Below are 16,095 nucleotides of genomic sequence, written 5' to 3'. Positions count from 1 at the left end.
GCCCTGGACGAGGTTATCAAGCTGACCCGGGCCGGCGAAGACGTCGAGGCTCAAGCCGAATTCGTCGTCAGCCAACATGGTATCATTACCTACATCTGCCCCAAGTGCGGAAGATTAATATTGTTCAAGGACGGCATCGACAAACAAGCGATAATCTATAAGAGAGAGTAAGCCCCGACACTCGAGGCGGGCTCGCCCCGCCTCGAGTGGCACCGTACCCATAGCCCATGCCGTGCATGCCAGGTGGGCCAATGGCCTCGACGCAGTCGACGGGTAGAGCGGGAGCTTGCTCCCAGCCCGTTGCCCGTGGGCCTTCGCACAGGCGAGTTCAGGCGACGAGGTCTTGCGTTCGGGCCCGCGCGGGTCTCTGCTCTTCCGGTCGCGGCAACAGCCTCGCCTGCCGGCCCCGTCGCAGGAACCTTGTCGAAGGCGCCCGGCCAACCAGCATGCGGCGCGTACAACGGCACCGCCTCTCCGCCGCCGCAGCGCTTGTCGCCTTGCCGGAAGCGAAACCTCGGCGAGCCACCGTCCAGCATGACGCGCCCTGCCCGGACACCGCGGCCGGAGCCGCCCGGGGCCGCCGTTGCGGCAGCGACCTCGCGCCGACCCGCCGGCGGCGCTTCGTTACAATTTTATCAATACCCCGATCCTAGCCCGGATATCTCACGGAAGGAGGTGCATCGGGGCTGAGAATTAGCAAAAGTTGTTTTGCGAGAACGACTTACGCTGGCTCCAGGATGTCCCCGATGCCGACAGAGTGTAGCACGGAGCTGTTCGAATTCACGCCGGTGGAGGGCCACAAAGTTGTGGCCAGTTTTGATGGCGGCCAGGTCACGTCGGACGCGGGCGCTCTTTTGCTCGGGCAAGCGGATCGGGCATTGCGGCTGATCGAGCGGCTGGCGGGCTGCTTTGTCGATCATCGGCGGCCGGAGTGGATCGAGCACTCGGTCGCCACGCTGGTCGGGCAACGGATCTACGGCCTGGCGCTGGGCTATGAAGACCTGAACGACCATGATCATCTGCGCCATGACCCGCTGTTTGGCGTACTGGCCGGCAAGTTGCAGGCCCGGCGCCGCGCTTGTGCGGCGGTGGCCGGCAAGTCGACGCTGAACCGGCTGGAGCTGTCGAAGCCGGACCCGACGCGCTATCACAAGGTCAGCTGCAAGCCCGAGGCGATCGAGACGCTGTTCGTCGACCTGTTCCTGGAGGCGTATCGGGCCGCGCCCGAGGAGATCGTGCTCGACCTCGATGCCACGGACGATCCGCTGCATGGCGAGCAGGAAGGGCGGTTCTTCCATGGCTATTACGACAGCTCTTGTTATCTGCCGCTCTACATCTTCTGTGGCCGCCAGCTTCTGGTGGCCAAGCTGCGCCGGGCGAACATCGACGCCAGCGCCGGGTCGGTCGAGGAAGTGGCGCGGCTCGTCGAACAGATCCGGGCCCGCTGGCCCCAGGTGCGGATCATCTTGCGAGCCGATTCCGGCTTTGCCCGCGAGGGGCTGATGGCCTGGTGCGAGGCCAACCGCGTCCATTATCTGTTCGGCCTGGCCAGGAACGAGAGGCTGATCGCCGAGATCGCGGCCGAGCTGGCCCAAGCGGGGGAGGAGAACCGCCTGACCGGCAAGCCGGCCCGGCGCTTCAAGGACTTCACTTACCAGACGCACAAGAGCTGGAGCCGCCAGCGCCGCGTCATCGGCAAGGCCGAATGGATGTTGCCCTCCCTCGCCGAGACCGAGGCCACGACGAAGCGCCCGCGCAAGAAGCCAAAGAAGAAAGCCGTCAAGGCCGGCGACGTCGATTTGGCCACCCTGGAGGGCCGCGCCAACCCGCGCTTCATCGTCACCTCGCTGCCCGCTGCCGAGCACGAAGCCCGGGCGCTATACGAAAAGCTCTATTGTGCCCGCGGCGAGATGGAAAACCGCATCAAGGAATGTCAACTCGACCTGTTCGCCGACAGGACCTCCGCCCACACCATGCGCGCCAACCAGTTGCGGCTCCGGCTGGCCGCGATGGCCTACGTCCTGGTCAGCGCCCTGCGCCGCATCGGGCTGGCCACGACCGGCCTCGCCGACGCCACCTGCGGCACGATCCGCCTGAAATTGCTCAAAATCGGCGCCCTCGTCCGCATCAGCGTCCGCCGGATCAAGTTCTCGATGGCCTCGGCCTTCCCCTACACCGACGTCTTCCGAACAGCCTGGGCCGCCCTCGACCGGGCGGCCCGCTGAACCCGCGGCCCACAGGAGAAAACCGCAACCGCATGAGCCCAAGCAAACCCGCCCAACCCGCAGCAGCGGGGCTGCCTGAGCCCGGGCTCAAGACTCGCTATCATTGCAGTCCAACCAAATTACACCCCAGTCACCTCCGCCCAAGATTGGGTGAGAAATCCGGGCTAGCCCGGATTTCTCAAACTTTATAGGTGCATCGGGGCTCTGAATCGGCGAAAATTCTTCTACCACAAAGACTTAACCGATAGCAGAGGAGGTCCCCGATGCAGGCGGAGTGTAACCCGGATCTGTTTGGATTTGCCCCCTTCGAAGGGCGGGCCGTCGTGGCGGCGTTCGACGGTGGCGCGGTGACGTCGGATGCCGGGGCGCTGCTGCTGGGGCGAGGGATCGCGCCATCGGTTTGGTCGACCGCTTCGCGGCGTGCTTTTCCGACCGGCGCCGGCAGGATCTGATCGAACATGCGGTCCGCACGCTGGTCGGTCAGAGGGTCCACGGCATCGCGCTTGGCTACGAGGACCTGAACGACCATGACGAGCTGCGCTTCGATCCGATGATGGCGACGCTGGCCGGCAAGCTGAAGGCCAAGCGCGCCGACTGCGCTCCGGTCGCCGGCAAGAGCACGCTGAACCGGCTGGAACTGAGCCGGCCGCAGCCGAGCACGTACCGCAAGATCAGCCACGATCCGGCGGCGATCGAAGCGCTGTTCGTCACCTTGTTCCTGCAGGCGCATGCCCACAAGCCCAGGCAGATCACCCTCGACCTCGACGCCACCGACGATCCGCTGCACGGCCATCAGGAAGGGCGGTTCTTCCACGGCTATTACGACTGCTACTGCTACCTGCCGCTCTACATCTTCTGCGGCCGCCATCTGCCGGCCGCCAAGCTGCGGCGTTCCAACATCGACGCCGCGGCCGGATCGGTCGAGGAGATTGCGCGCATCGTGGCCCAGATCCGCGCGCAATGGCCGCGGGTGAGGATTCTGCTGCGCGCCGATTCCGGCTTCGCGCGGGACGCCCTGATGACCTGGTGCGAGGCCAACCGGGTCGATTACCTGTTCGGCCTGGCCAGGAACGAGCGGCTGGCCGGCGAGATCGCGGCCGAATTGGCGCAGGCCGCCGAAGACAGCCGCAGGACCCGGCCAGCCGGCACGGCGCTTCAAGGACTTCCTGTGGACGACGCTCGACAGCTGGCGCCGTCGGCGCCGGGTCGTCGGCAAGGCCGAACCTACGCGCGGCGAGGCCAATCCGCGCTTCGTCGTGACCTCGTTCAAGCGCGCCGAGGCCGGCGCTCGTCATCTCTACGAGACCCTCTATTGCGCCAGGGGCGAGATGGAAAACCGGATCAAGGAATGTCAGGGCGATCTGTTCGCCGACCGCACCTCGTCGGGCACCATGCGCGCCAATCAGCTGCGCCTGTGGTTCGCCGCGATGGCCTATGTGCTCATCTGCGCGCTGCGCCGCATCGGCCTCAAGCACACCCAGTTCGCCCAGGCCAGTTGCGGCACGATCCGGCTGAAGCTGCTCAAGATCGGCGCGCTGGTGCCCGTCTCGGTGCGTCGGATCAAGGTCGCCATGACCTCGGCCTGCCCCTACCGGCTCGAATATGCGCTCGCCCACGCCCGATTACGCCAGACCGCCGCCTGAGCGCGGCCCAGCCCACCCCGACCAGCCACCAGAAGATCCGACATCGCTGCCCTGACCGCACGGCCATCCGCCGTCAGCACCGCTGTTTGTCCAGCCCGGCGCCGGCCGCGACAAGGCCCGCGCCGACCACATCGCCAACGCCCTCTCTCTCGCGATCGGCCAACCGGCAGCGGCCGCGCAGGCCCTGGCGACGCGGGGCCGGCCGGCCGCCGACGATCCGGCCGAGGCCTCTGCCGGATACTGGAAGTATTGGGACGGCGCCCCGCCCGCCTCCCCGACCGGCCCTGCACCACCGGGCCTCTCACCGCAGGCCGAGGGGCTGGCAAAGCCGGCAGCGGCCGATGGGTCGCCCGTCGGAAGGCGCCCACCTCCGCCCGCACCCGCCCCGGTTGCGCCAACACCTCCCGGCCCGCCGCTCGAAGCGTCGCCGCCACCGAGCCCGGCCGGCCAGCCACTCCCACCTTCGGATACTTCAGCGGCGGACCCCGACGATTCCGAAGCCGAGCCGGGCCTGGTGGCAGGCAAGCCGGTCAAGGATTTCCGCATTACCCCGGACGCCGTGCTCCAGGACGACGTGGGCAAGCTCGGTGATGCGGCCAAAGGCTCGCCCCCGCTGCTCGACAAGGCGATCGCCTATGCGGTCACCGCCGCCTTCATCCGACGCGACACGAAGTACATCGACCTGCTGGCGCAAAGGTCCGATCTCGACCCGCGCGACGCCGCCAAGATCAAGGAGATCAAGGCCATCGCCGATACGATGATCGGTGCCGGCAGCCGGTACGGCAGCACGCTGGCCCAATTGATCGATCTCCGCACTCTCGACGGGCAGTCTCTCGGCCCGTCGATCGTCGCGATGGAATACGCGGCCCGGCACGGCGACGCCGAACGGGCCCAGCAACTGGCGCGGAGCATCATCCCCGCCTTCGACAACCCGGGCTCCGCCGAGCTTACACTTCTCCCCTTCGTGCTGAAGGGTATGGCGTCCAGGCCGTATTTCGATGCCGCTCAGTTGGCCCACGCCCAGATGCGGGCGGAACTCGACCAGGAACAACAGTCCACCCTTAGAACCGAACTGGAAGCGGCCAAGGGGCCCAGCGAGCGATGGGCCGTCATCCGGAAGTACGACATCCTCGCCCAGGCGATACTCGACGGCGTCGGCCATCGAATGGCTCCTCTGCCTCCGGCCCGAATGGTGGTCCGGACGAGACCGGAAGGGTCGTCGATTGCCGCAAAGAGAGTATTCCTATCTCTAGATGAGTTTGCAAGCCTGCCCAAGACGGGAACAATTGATCCTCACGTCATTCGCTTCAGCCAGGACAGCGTAAAGGCAACCTTCAAGCCCCCGTTCGGCTCGGTTGATGACTTCGCCGCTGACCTCGCTAACAAGACCATCGACCCTGCTTCGATCACGCCCATCCGGATCGTGGAGAAGGATGGAATGATTTTTCACATTGGATAATCGGCGACTATACGCTTTTCAGAAAGCCAAAATAGAGATACACTATCAAAAGTTGGACACAATTCCGAAAAGTGAATGTTTTAAATTTACAACCATTAACAACGGAACATCCGCCCTCGTTCGTCAAGGACAATGATCATGACTAGAGACGATCTCTTTGATTATGCTGAAAAAGTAAAATCAAGGCGAGAATTTATTAAATTCGTCGAATACTTGAATGCCGACTATCGCAAGCGCAAAGATGAATGGCAGAATGACAATCTCGAGAGCTTCCTTGGAGGACTGGCTGGCTTCGCGGACAGTATGGCTGGCTTCTATCGGAACATGGGCGAAACTGTCGATGTGGAAACGGTGACCTGGCGTATGGCAGCTCAAATGCTACTTGCGGCGTCGGTCTACGGAAGCTGAAAGGCCGCGTCGTATCTGTCGATTGGAAAGCCCTTCTTGCTGGAAGATCCATCAAAGGCGCAGTAAGGAGCGCCCCTTGCGGCGCTTGCCACCTAGCCGGAAGCAGAGCGCCGGCGAGCCACTATCCAGCATGATGCGCCTTGCCCGGGCTCCACGGCCGGAACCGCCCGGAACCATCGTTGCGGCCTCGAGCCGGCCAGCCGGCGGCCCTTCGTTACAATTTTATCAATATCCCGATCCTAGCATGACGGCGCTGCGACGACGGGCGCGGCCGGCACGGATCCTGCTGTGCATCGGCGGCCATGCCGCGATGCCCCGGGCGTTCGTTGCAGATCGGGACGGTTTTGTTTCATCTGGAGACGACCCCATGCCCCACCCCATCACCATCCTCGCAGCCCTCCTGTGCGCCGGCATCACCGTGCTGCCCCTCGTGGCGACGGCCGCCATGGTCGGCTGACGCGTGCGCAAGGCCCTCAGCGACCGCGAGGCCCGTTTCGTCGAGGAATATCTGATCGACCTGTCGCCGCGCCGCGCGGCCCTCGCCGCCGGCTACAGCCCCGGGACCGCCGCCACCGCCTCGCGCTGGGTGGCCAGCGACAAGGCCAAGCCGCGCCTGTTCCGGGCCGTCGAGGCGGCCCGCGCCGCCCGGTCGCGGCGCACCGCCGTCACCGCCGACAGGGTGTTGCTGGAACTCGCCCGCATCGGCTTTGCCGACATCCGCAAGGTGGCGGCCTGGGCCGAGGCCCCGGCGCCCGAGGGCGAGGCGAGCGAGGGCGGCCGCGCCCGGCGCCCGGCCGGCGCCGGCATCCGTCTCGTCGACAGCAGCGCCCTCGACGACGACACCGCGGCGGCGATCGCAGAAATCTCGCAGACCACCACCGGCCTCAAGGTCAAGATGCACGACAAGCGCGCGGCGCTGGTCGACATCGCCCGCCACCTCGGCATGTTCGTCGACCGCGCCGAGATCGGCAAGCCCGGCGACTTCGCCGACCTCGATCTCGAACAGAAGCGGGAACGCGCCATTGCCCTGGCAAGACAACTTGGCCTCGACCGTCTCGGCCCTGCCGACGGATCGACTTGACGACGTCCTGCGCGAGCTCGACGCCCTGCGCCTCTCCCGGCTGGCCCTCTATCGCCCCTACGCCCCGCAACAGCGCTTCCACGCCGCCGGCCTCGCCTTCCGCGAGCGGCTGCTACGCGCCGGCAACCAGAACGGCAAGACCTTCTGCGGCGCGGCCGAGCTTGCCTACCACCTCACCGGCGACTATCCGCCCTGGTGGCAGGGGCGGCGCTGGAGCCGGCCGGTGATCGCCTGGGCCAGCGGCATCACCGCCGAAACCACGCGCGACAATGCCCAGCGCGCCCTGATGGGCCTGCCGGGCGAGTGGGGCTCGGGCGCCCTGCCGGCCGGCCGCATCGTCGACACCGCCCTGGCGCGCGGCGCCGCCGACCTCCTGGACTATGTGCAGGTCGCCCATGCCTGCGGCTCGCATTCCACCCTGCGCTTCAAGCATTACGAGCAGGGCCGGCGCAAATGGCAGGGCCCGCCGGTCGACATCGTCTGGTTCGACGAGGAGCCGCCCGCCGACATCTATGACGAGGGCCTGGCCCGCACCATCGCCACCGGCGGCTGCGCCTTCATGACGTTCACGCCGCTGGAGGGCATGTCCGACGTGGTCCACCGCTTCCTCTCCGGCGCCTCGCCCGACCGGCACGACACCAACATGACCATCGACGACGCCGAACACATCCCGCCAGCGGAGCGGGCGCGCGTCATCGCCTCCTTCCCGGCGCATGAGCGCGAGGCCCGGGCCCGCGGCATCCCCGTGCTCGGCTCCGGACGCATCTTCCCGGTGCCGGAGGACGACATCGCCATCGACGACATCCAGCTTAGGCCGCACTGGCCGCGGCTCGGCGCCATGGATTTCGGCTGGGACCACCCCTTCGCCGCCGTCCACCTCGCCTGGAACCGCGACGACGACGTGGTCTACGTCACCCGCGCCCACCGCGCCCGCGAGCAGACGCCGGTGCTGCATGCGGGGGCGCTGCGGCCCTGGGGCGAGCGCCTGCCCTGGGCCTGGCCGCATGACGGCCTGCAGCATTCCAAGGACAGCGGCGAGCCCCTGGCCGAGCAGTACCGCCGTCAGGGGCTCGCCATGCTGCCGGAGCGGGCGCAGTACCCCGACGGCTCGGCCGGCGTCGAGGCCGGGCTGATGGACATGCTCGAGCGGATGCAGACCGGCCGGCTCAAGGTGCTGCGCCACCTCAACGAATGGTGGGAGGAGTTCCGCCTCTACCACCGCAAGGACGGCCGGGTCGTCAAGGAGCGCGACGACCTGATGAGCGCGACGCGCTACGGCCTGATGATGCTGCGCTTCGCCGAAACCGACGCACTGCCGGCGCCGATGCCGGCCTTCGCCAACCGCGGCTATGCCGACCACAAGGGCGGCCTGCCCGGCCGCGCCGTCACGCGCCGCCAACCCCAAAGGAGGGAGAACTGATGGGTATCTTTTCCAAGCCGAAGCCACCCAAGCCGCAGCCCGTGGTGCCGCTGCCCGACGAGAACGACCCGACAGCGCTGCGGGCCAAGCGCCTGTCGATGCTGTCGGCGCAGGAGCGCGGCGGGCGCGCCTCGACGATCCTGGCGCAGCCGAGCCAGAACACGGCGCTGGGCGACGCACCGGGGGGCCTGCGGTGAAAGCCGTCGAGCCCGGCGAGGCCCCCGGCTTGCCGGGCTCGCGGACAGCCGCTCAGCGTCGCTCGTCCGGCCAGGCTCGGGACAGGCCCTGGCGCTCCAGCATCCAGCCGGCATACTCCCTCGGCAGGGCGCTCACCGCATCGAGCGCCTCGAGATCCCCGGCCGAGAGGGTGACGTCCGCGGCAGCGATGTTCTCGCGCAACTGGGCGCTGCGCCTGGCGCCGACGATGGCGCTGGTGACCACCGGCTGGTGACCACCGGCTGGTGCAGCAGCCAGGCGAGCGCGACCTGGGCCAGCGTGCAATCACGCGCCTGGGCGATCGGGCGCATCGCCTCGATCACGGCGCCGGCCCGGCCGCGGTCGACCGGCGGAAAGTCGAAGGTGGTGCGGCGGCTGTCGGCGGCGGCGTTGCTGCGATCATACTTGCCGCTGAGCAGGCCGCCGGCGATCGGGCTCCAGACCATCAGCCCGATCTTCTCGGCGGACAGCATCGGCACGATCTCGCGCTCGAGGTCGCGGCCGGCCAGGGTGTAATAGGCCTGCAGCGAGCGGATCGGCGCGAACCGGCGGCGCTCGGCGATGCCCTGCCCCCTGGCGACATGCCAGGCCGTCCAGTTCGAGACGCCGACATGGCGCACATGCCCCTGGCGCACGAGGGTGTCGAGCGCCTCCAGCGTCTCCTCGATCGGCGTCAGGCTGTCGAAGCCGTGGATCTGGTAGAGGTCGATATGGTCGAGCTGGAGGCGCTTCAGGCTGGCCTTGGCCTGGTCGAGGATATGGCCGCGCGAGGCGCCGCCGCCGTTCGGCTTCGGCGTCATGCGGCCGAACAAAGGCGGAAGACATCGCAAATCCTGAAAGCAGCGTGCAGGCGGCGGGGCCGAGCAAGGTCAGCAATGCATCGCGGCCTGTCGGCATGGGATCATCCTGGAGCGCGGACGTCGGACGACCGTGCGCCGTCAGGCGACCGACCGGCCGCCCGAACGGGCAGGCGCACGCCCGTGTTCCGAACTCCGACGGTCCCGACCGAGGCATGAGCCCGCCCCCCTCGCTGATTCAACAGTTCGCGTCACATTTCCGGCACAACGGCCGGACGCGAACGTCGGAAACGTGGCAGTGGCGATTTTTGCCGCCCCGACCATGCCGGCCCGCCCTCGAACGGCGCACCGGCGATCACAACAGCGTGTCCGATCCGTGAGCGGCCTTCCGGGGCAGCGGCGGGAGCCCCGTGCCTTCGGCGGGGCCGGACATCCCTCCCAGATGGAGTTTTCCCTTGCCCCAGACCGTCCAAGCCCTGCTGAAGCTCTCCGAGCGGCTGTTCTCGCAGAAGGCCTCCTTCGACAGCCTCAACCAGGAGATCGCCGACCTGTTCTTTCCCGAACGCGCCACGTTCACGCGCGAGCAGTGCATCGGCCAGGATCTCTCGGCCCATCTCTTCGACAGCTTCACCGTGCGCGCCCGCCGCGATCTCGGCAACGCCTTCTCGGCCATGCTGCGGCCGCGCGGCCAGGACTGGTTCGCCCTCAAGGCCGCCGGCGTCGACGACGTCTCCGCCTATGGCAAGGCCTGGCTGGAAGGCGCGGCCGACGTGATGCGCCGCGTGTTCTACGATGCGCGCACGCGCTTCGTGCGCACCATGAAGGAAACCGACCAGGACTACGCCGCCTTCGGCAACGGCGTGCTTACCTGCGAGCCGACGCGCGACCGCGCCTCGCTGATCTACCGCAACTGGCACCTGGCGCACGTGGCCTGGGGCGAGGACGAGAACGGCTTCCCCTCCCCCGTGGTCCGCAAGGATCGGATCACGGCGCGCCAGCTGATGATGAACCCGGCCAACGACGTGCCGCAGCGGGTGCGCGAATGCGCCGGCGACCATGCCCGGGAGGACACCGAGTTCGACGTGCTGCACGTGGTCATGCCGTCGGATCAGTGGCGCAACTACTCCGACCGCCCGATCAGGCAGCCCTGGGTCTCGGCCTATGTGCTGAAGGAGCCGGAGACGCTGCTGCGGGTCGAAGGCGCCACGTCGAAGCGCTACGTCATCCCGCGCTGGCAGACGCTGTCGGGGTCCCCCTATGCGCTCAGTCCGGCCACGGTGGTGGCGCTGCCGGATGCGCGCATGATCCAGAAGCTGGCCATGATCCTCCTGGAGGCGGGCGAGAAGCGCATCGATCCGCCGACCATCGCGACCAAGGGGGCGGTGCTGTCCGACGTCAACATCTTCGCCGGCGGCACCACCTGGGTCGACAAGATCTATGACGAGCGCCTCGGCGCGGCGCTGCGCACCCTCGACATGTCGGGCGACATCGGCTTCGGCGAGACCATGCTCGCCAATGTCCGGGCCGCCATCGCCGACGCCTTCTACCTCAACAAGCTGTCGCTGCCGCAGGGCGGCAAGACGGCCTACGAGACCGCCCGGCTGGTGGAGGAATATATCCGCGCCGCTATCCCGCTGTTCGAGCCGCTGGAGACCGAATACACCCAGCCGGTGCTCGACGCCTCCTTCGCCGAGCTGATGGCACTCGGCGCCTTCGGGCCGCCCGAGAGCCTGCCCGAGGAGTTGCGCGGCGCCGACGTCGAGTTCCAGTTCTCCAACCCGCTGCAGGAGACGATCGAGGCGCAGAAGGCGACGCGGATGCAAAACCTCGGCGCGCTGCTCGGCATTGCGGCGCAGATGGAGCAGGCGGCGCAGCAGCTGCAGTCCGGCCGGCAGCTCGACGTCGTGCGCATGTTCCGCGACGCCGGCATGGCAACCACGCCGGCCGCCTGGTGGACCGACCCGCAGCCGCAGGAGGAAACGGCGCAGGCCGAGGCCGGTCCGGCCGACATCGCCGGCACCTTCGCGCAGATCGTCCAGACCGCCGGCGGCGTCAAGCAGATCGCCGACGCCACCACCTCGACCGTCAACGCGGCACAGGCCGTGCAGGCGGCGACGCAGGCGCAAGGGGGCGAGAGCGGCGGACCTGCGGCGCCCGGCCAGACGGAAGGGCCGATCCCGTCCCGTTGACCCGGCCGCCCTGCATTGGCAGATTCGGATCGTGCGGTGCTGCATCCGGACGGGAGTTGCACCGCCGCCGGGCAACGGGCGACGGACGCCTCGATCCTCCGGCATCGAGGAAAGGGCCATGCAAGACCCCGGTTACTGCAAGCTGTATATCGCGACACGGGAAAGCATCGCCGAACTGCAAGCCGCGATCGACATGATCTATGCAGAGATATTCCAGGGCATGGCGCTGGAAATCCCGGCCTATGACAATGAGGACTTCGTGGCATTGGTGCAGGCGGGCAGCCGCTTCGATTTCATCGCAAACTCGCCATACTGCCTGGATGTCGGGCTGGACGACGACTATCCCCGATATCTGTCGGCCTTTCAGTCCGGTGTGGCGATCCTGGTGGAGGAGCTTCGCGGCGGCGGCCGCACCGTCGTTGCCTCCTGCAGCTTCGAAGACCTCGTCGCCCGCGAGACCGGATGGAACTGCAGCGAAGAGCAGCCGTCGCAGCCCGGATGGGCATTCGCGCCATCGGAGTGGGAATTGTGGCGCAGGGCGACGCCACGGGATCTGTCGCCGGAGTTTCAAGCGGCCCTGGCCGGCCGAGAGGCATGGCGCGACCACCACGTCCGCCACTGCCTTCAAACCCTGCAATCGTCGATTGCCGGATCGACGGTCGATTGGGAGGAGGGAGAGGGATGGGGACAGATCTTGCTGCCCGACGTTTCGATCGCCTCCGTGTGTGCACATGCTCCGATTGTGCTGATCCAGGCCGCCTACGCTCCGCTGCTGCGCAAACCCATCGATGGCGTGGAGCTCATTCTGGTCGTCTTTGTGGATTACAAGAAGGATGTTTACGCCGTAGATCCGGAAATTCTCAACAAGATATTCGATAGGGAAGTGACGAATAATATCGATTGCACACACGCATCCTTGATTGACATCTGCTATGCAACGGCTTGACGATCCTTCGTAAAGAGTGATCGGCCCGAAGACTGGTCGAGTGGACGCTTTTGCACGCACTCTCTGGTATCCCCCTTAGGACGACAGGTCCCGGTTCGGCCGCTCATGTCGCTCATTGCGTCGAAGGCCCCGTCTCGACCCGGACGCGCCCATCCCGTTGCCCCCCAGCACCTTGCGTCGGCAAATTCTGATGATGTGGCGTTCTGCCTGAACGAGGATCGGGGTCACCGTTCCATCCGTAGGCAACGGCAATCCAATCGTTTCATGCCCTGAGCGAGGGAGCATTGGTGGGCGCCGCGCCCGCGCAGGCCACCATCGTCTGACGTATCCTTGACACGCTCTCGGGTGGGGGCGGAGCGGCGCCGGTTTCCCCCGAAGGCCAAAACCCACACAGCCGCATGCGTCGATGGGAGCGCCGGGCCTCAGGCTGCTCGCTGTCCGCCTGACAGAGCGGCCGCTCCACCCCCTTCCTACGAAGCCCCTGACCTCCATGCATAGCCTCCTCTGATCAACACGCCGCCCCTTGCGGCCACTGCCCCGCCTCCCCCTCTCAGCCGCTACCCCATCCCACCCTCCGGACCACCGTCCCGAGGCCGCACCGGCGCGCCCGCATCCGGGCGCCGCCATCCGCTCGCCCATGCGCCCGCCGCGCTCGCGCCGTGCCGGCGCCCGGCCGGGCCGCCCTTTCTCGTGAGCCCCCATGCCCCGTATTCCCGACTTCACCCCGCCCGAGCGGCTGGCGCGGGCCGAGGCCGACCTCCGGCGCTTCGCCGCCGCCCAGGAAGCCCAGGCCCGGGACGCCGCCGGCGCCATCCCGCCCGGCGGCGGCGGCGTCACCAATGCCTTCCGCGACCAGTACCGCGCCGACGCCCAGGCCATGGCCGGCGCCTGGCCGCCCGAAGCGAAGCTGCGCCTGTCGCCGCAGATCCTCGCCCTGGAACACCGGCTCGCCGGCCCCCTCGGCCAGGCCGAGACCACGGAGAAGCTGCGGTATCACGGCGCCCTGCAGGATGCCGAGGACGCGGAGTTGCTCGACACCGCCGCCCGGCACATCGATCCGGCCCGGCGCGACGCGGCGGTCGAGGCGCTCTACGGCGCCAACCGCAGCAATCCCAATTTGCCGCCGGCCATCCGGCAGAGCCGCGTCGCCGGCCTGCCCGACAAGATCGCCCTGGCGCAAGGCAATGCCCTGCTCGCCGATACCCGCCGGCGTCAGGCGATCTGGCAGACGGGGCCGACGACCGATGGCGGCACACCCGGCGCGTCCAGCCTGGCCGGCGGGGCCGGCGCACCCGTCTTGGCCGGCGGGGCCGGCGACGACCGCCTCACCCCGCCGTCGATGCGCGGCCTCCCCCCGCTCGCCGACGGCGGGCAGGCCGTGGCCAAGGACTATTTCCGCGGACTGCACCCCTCCGCCTCCTTCCCCGTGATCGAGCAGCTCGCCGCCAAGGCCGCGCTCACCCGCCAGGACGACATCCGCCGCGCCGCCGACACCAGCGCCAGGCTCGCCCGGCTGATCGGCCAGGACGCCGTCTCGATCCGCGACACCGGCCGGGAGAACCCCGACCTCGATCTCGACGAGGTCCTGGCCCATTTCGGGCCCGCCATTGCCGCCCATGTCCGCCAGGGCCGCGACCAGGCCCGCGCCGACCACATCGCCAACGCCCTCTCCCTCGCGATCGGCCAACCGGCCGCGGCCGCGAAGACCCTGGCAACATGGGGCCGGCCGGCCGGCAATGATCCGGCCGAGGCCTCTGCCGAAAACTGGAAATATTGGGACGCCACCCCGCCCGATCCCGCGACCAGCCCTGCGCCACCGGGCCTCGCGCCGCAGGTCGAGGGGCTGACGAAACCGGCAACGGTCGAAGGGCCGCCTGCCGCCAAGCTGTCATCGCCCTCTCCGCCCTCCCCCGGCCCAGTCGCGCCAATGCCTCCCGGCTCGCCGCTCGTATCGGGCCTGCCGCCGCAGCGTTCGCCCGAAGCCGCGTTCATGGAGCAACTGCAGCGAGTCGACGAACGGGGCTCCTCCCAACACCCTCCCGGCAACGCCTCGGCAAGCACGCCGCTCGAAGCGCCGCCGAGCCCGACGGGCCAGCCGCTCCCGCCCTCGGATACTTCAGCGGCGGCCCCCGACGACTCCGAAGCCGCACCGGGCCTGGTTGCAGGCAAGCCGGTCCAGGATTTCCGCAGAACACCGGACGCCGTGCTTCAGGACGACGTGGGCAAGCTCGCCGATGCGGCCAAAGGGGTGCTCCCGCTACTCGACAAGGCGATCGCCTATGCGGTCACCGCCGCCTTCACCAAGGGCGACACCAAGTACATCGACTTGCTGGCGCAAAGATCCGATCTCGATCCGCACGATACCGCCAGGATCAAGGAGATCAAGGCGATCGCCGACAGGATGCTCGCGCGGCAGGGCGTGGCGCCCAGCCCGCTCAAGACACTCGTCGACAGCCGGGCCGAACGTGGCATCCCGCTCGCAGCACAACTGGTCGCCATGGAGTCCGCGGCCCGGCGCGGCGATGCCGGGCAAGCAACGGAGCTGGCGAACGGCATCGCCGCGACCTTCGACGACCCCACCACCTCCGAGATGCTGACACTTCTGTCGGGCCTGCGCGGCATGGCGGCGGAACCGTTCATGCGATCCGCCGGCCTCGCCCACGCCAAGGCACAGGCACGCACCGAAACGGAGCAGCGGCTGGCCTTCGCCACCGAGTGGGATACCGCCCAGAGCTTCGGCGAGCGCATGGCCATCGCCCGCAAATACGGCCTCGATCTGGCCGTCCTCGCCTCGGGGGTCCTCGGCGCTACGCATCCTGGCAAGCGCGGCGGCTCCCAGGAAGGCGGCGGCCAGACACCAGCGAGCAACTCCGAGCCAAGTCCGGCTAACGAATCCTTTCCCGACAACCTATCGTATCGTGCAAATTTACCTCAGCATCTATTTGGTCCCGATGGCTTCACCAAATCCGGACTCCTGAGCGGAACACATAATATCAGCAACGCAATTAAACAATTGAAAACAGCAAATTCGAATTTTTCTATAATAAAAACAAAAGTAAAAGGAATTATGGAATTAAAATACACACATGTCAACGCAAAAGGCAAGTCGACATCCGGCGTCAAAACCGTGTATGATCCCCTTGTTTATCCTGACAGCGAAATGCTCGACATGTGCCTCGCTGCAGGAAAGCAAGCGTTCGAATTGCACCTAAAGGACCCAGCACAGACGAAATTTGACATTACACAAAATAACATTAACATTCGCGTCTACATAAACTTTGACCCCACAACGGGCAACCCGTTTGTAGGAAACGCCCACCCAATACCCTAGAGGATCATACATGAATTACTTTAATGAAGCCTTTGGAGGCTTCAACCCACAGAAAGACAAAGACGCCTCCCTTAAGTTAATACTAGACTCACTCTTCTCAGATCATCGGCTCGACGACGTCGCAGTCCTCCTCCCAGAAAATTCTGAGATCGGGTGCATCGAAGGTCAACCAGGCTGGCTCATCGAACGACGAGACCCAGGCGACATTGCAGGATACGAAGATTGGCCACCAACCGCAGTCTTTCGTACATTCGTTGATCCAGAATACTATCGCATGAATTATCCAGAATTTTTTTGTAACAGGCAAGAAATATTGAAATACGTAAGAAATATATTTCGAATATACACAAAATTTAATCACCAGAAATCCCAAATAATTG

At 66.7% G+C, this 16,095-nt stretch carries 9 protein-coding genes and 2 pseudogenes; 10 read left to right on the top strand and 1 reads right to left on the bottom strand.

Annotated features, from left to right (window positions below; genetic code table 11):
* The first annotated feature begins 746 nt into the window (after positions 1-746).
* From AC27L4_RS04385 to AC27L4_RS04355, 7 genes and pseudogenes are all read left to right on the top strand, one after another.
* Positions 747-2,225, top strand: a complete 1,479-nt coding sequence (locus AC27L4_RS04385; protein ID WP_487140726.1) for an IS1380 family transposase — start codon at positions 747-749, stop codon at positions 2,223-2,225.
* A 263-nt stretch (positions 2,226-2,488) separates the two neighbouring features.
* Positions 2,489-3,868 (top strand): annotated as a pseudogene (locus AC27L4_RS04380) (IS1380 family transposase).
* A 514-nt stretch (positions 3,869-4,382) separates the two neighbouring features.
* Positions 4,383-5,327 (top strand): hypothetical protein, encoded by a 945-nt coding sequence (locus AC27L4_RS04375; protein ID WP_487140725.1) that lies wholly within the window; start codon positions 4,383-4,385, stop codon positions 5,325-5,327.
* A 138-nt stretch (positions 5,328-5,465) separates the two neighbouring features.
* Positions 5,466-5,735 (top strand): DUF7660 family protein, encoded by a 270-nt coding sequence (locus AC27L4_RS04370; RefSeq protein WP_487140723.1) that lies wholly within the window; start codon positions 5,466-5,468, stop codon positions 5,733-5,735.
* Positions 5,736-6,195: 460 nt separating this feature from the next.
* The gene (locus tag AC27L4_RS04365; RefSeq protein ID WP_487140722.1) at positions 6,196-6,816 is read left to right on the top strand and encodes a terminase small subunit; all 621 of its coding nucleotides are present in this window, start codon (positions 6,196-6,198) and stop codon (positions 6,814-6,816) included.
* Positions 6,776-8,236 (top strand): terminase large subunit domain-containing protein, encoded by a 1,461-nt coding sequence (locus tag AC27L4_RS04360; RefSeq protein ID WP_487140720.1) that lies wholly within the window; start codon positions 6,776-6,778, stop codon positions 8,234-8,236. Before AC27L4_RS04365 ends, AC27L4_RS04360 begins: the two co-directional genes overlap by 41 nt.
* Positions 8,236-8,433 (top strand): hypothetical protein, encoded by a 198-nt coding sequence (locus AC27L4_RS04355; RefSeq protein WP_487140719.1) that lies wholly within the window; start codon positions 8,236-8,238, stop codon positions 8,431-8,433. The genes AC27L4_RS04360 and AC27L4_RS04355 overlap by 1 nt, the downstream gene beginning before the upstream one ends.
* Before the next feature lie 52 nt (positions 8,434-8,485).
* On the opposite strand, the pseudogene AC27L4_RS04350 reads toward AC27L4_RS04355, so the two are convergent.
* Positions 8,486-9,261: pseudogene (locus AC27L4_RS04350) on the bottom strand (aldo/keto reductase); the annotation flags it as partial.
* Positions 9,262-9,704: 443 nt separating this feature from the next.
* On the opposite strand from AC27L4_RS04350, the gene AC27L4_RS04345 reads away from it, so the two are divergent.
* From AC27L4_RS04345 to AC27L4_RS04335, 3 genes are all read left to right on the top strand, one after another.
* A complete protein-coding gene (locus AC27L4_RS04345) occupies positions 9,705-11,438 on the top strand; it encodes a portal protein (protein WP_487140718.1) in 1,734 nt (577 codons plus the stop codon).
* Positions 11,439-11,556: 118 nt separating this feature from the next.
* Positions 11,557-12,384, top strand: a complete 828-nt coding sequence (locus AC27L4_RS04340) for a hypothetical protein (protein WP_487140717.1) — start codon at positions 11,557-11,559, stop codon at positions 12,382-12,384.
* 700 nt (positions 12,385-13,084) lie between these two features.
* The gene (locus AC27L4_RS04335; RefSeq protein ID WP_487140716.1) at positions 13,085-15,715 is read left to right on the top strand and encodes a CdiA family toxin C-terminal domain-containing protein; all 2,631 of its coding nucleotides are present in this window, start codon (positions 13,085-13,087) and stop codon (positions 15,713-15,715) included.
* Positions 15,716-16,095: the final 380 nt, after the last annotated feature.

The organism is Labrys sp. Lb11 (assembly GCF_057554225.1).
Note: the sequence above shows the minus strand (reverse complement) of the source record. Positions and strands in the feature narration are given on the sequence as shown.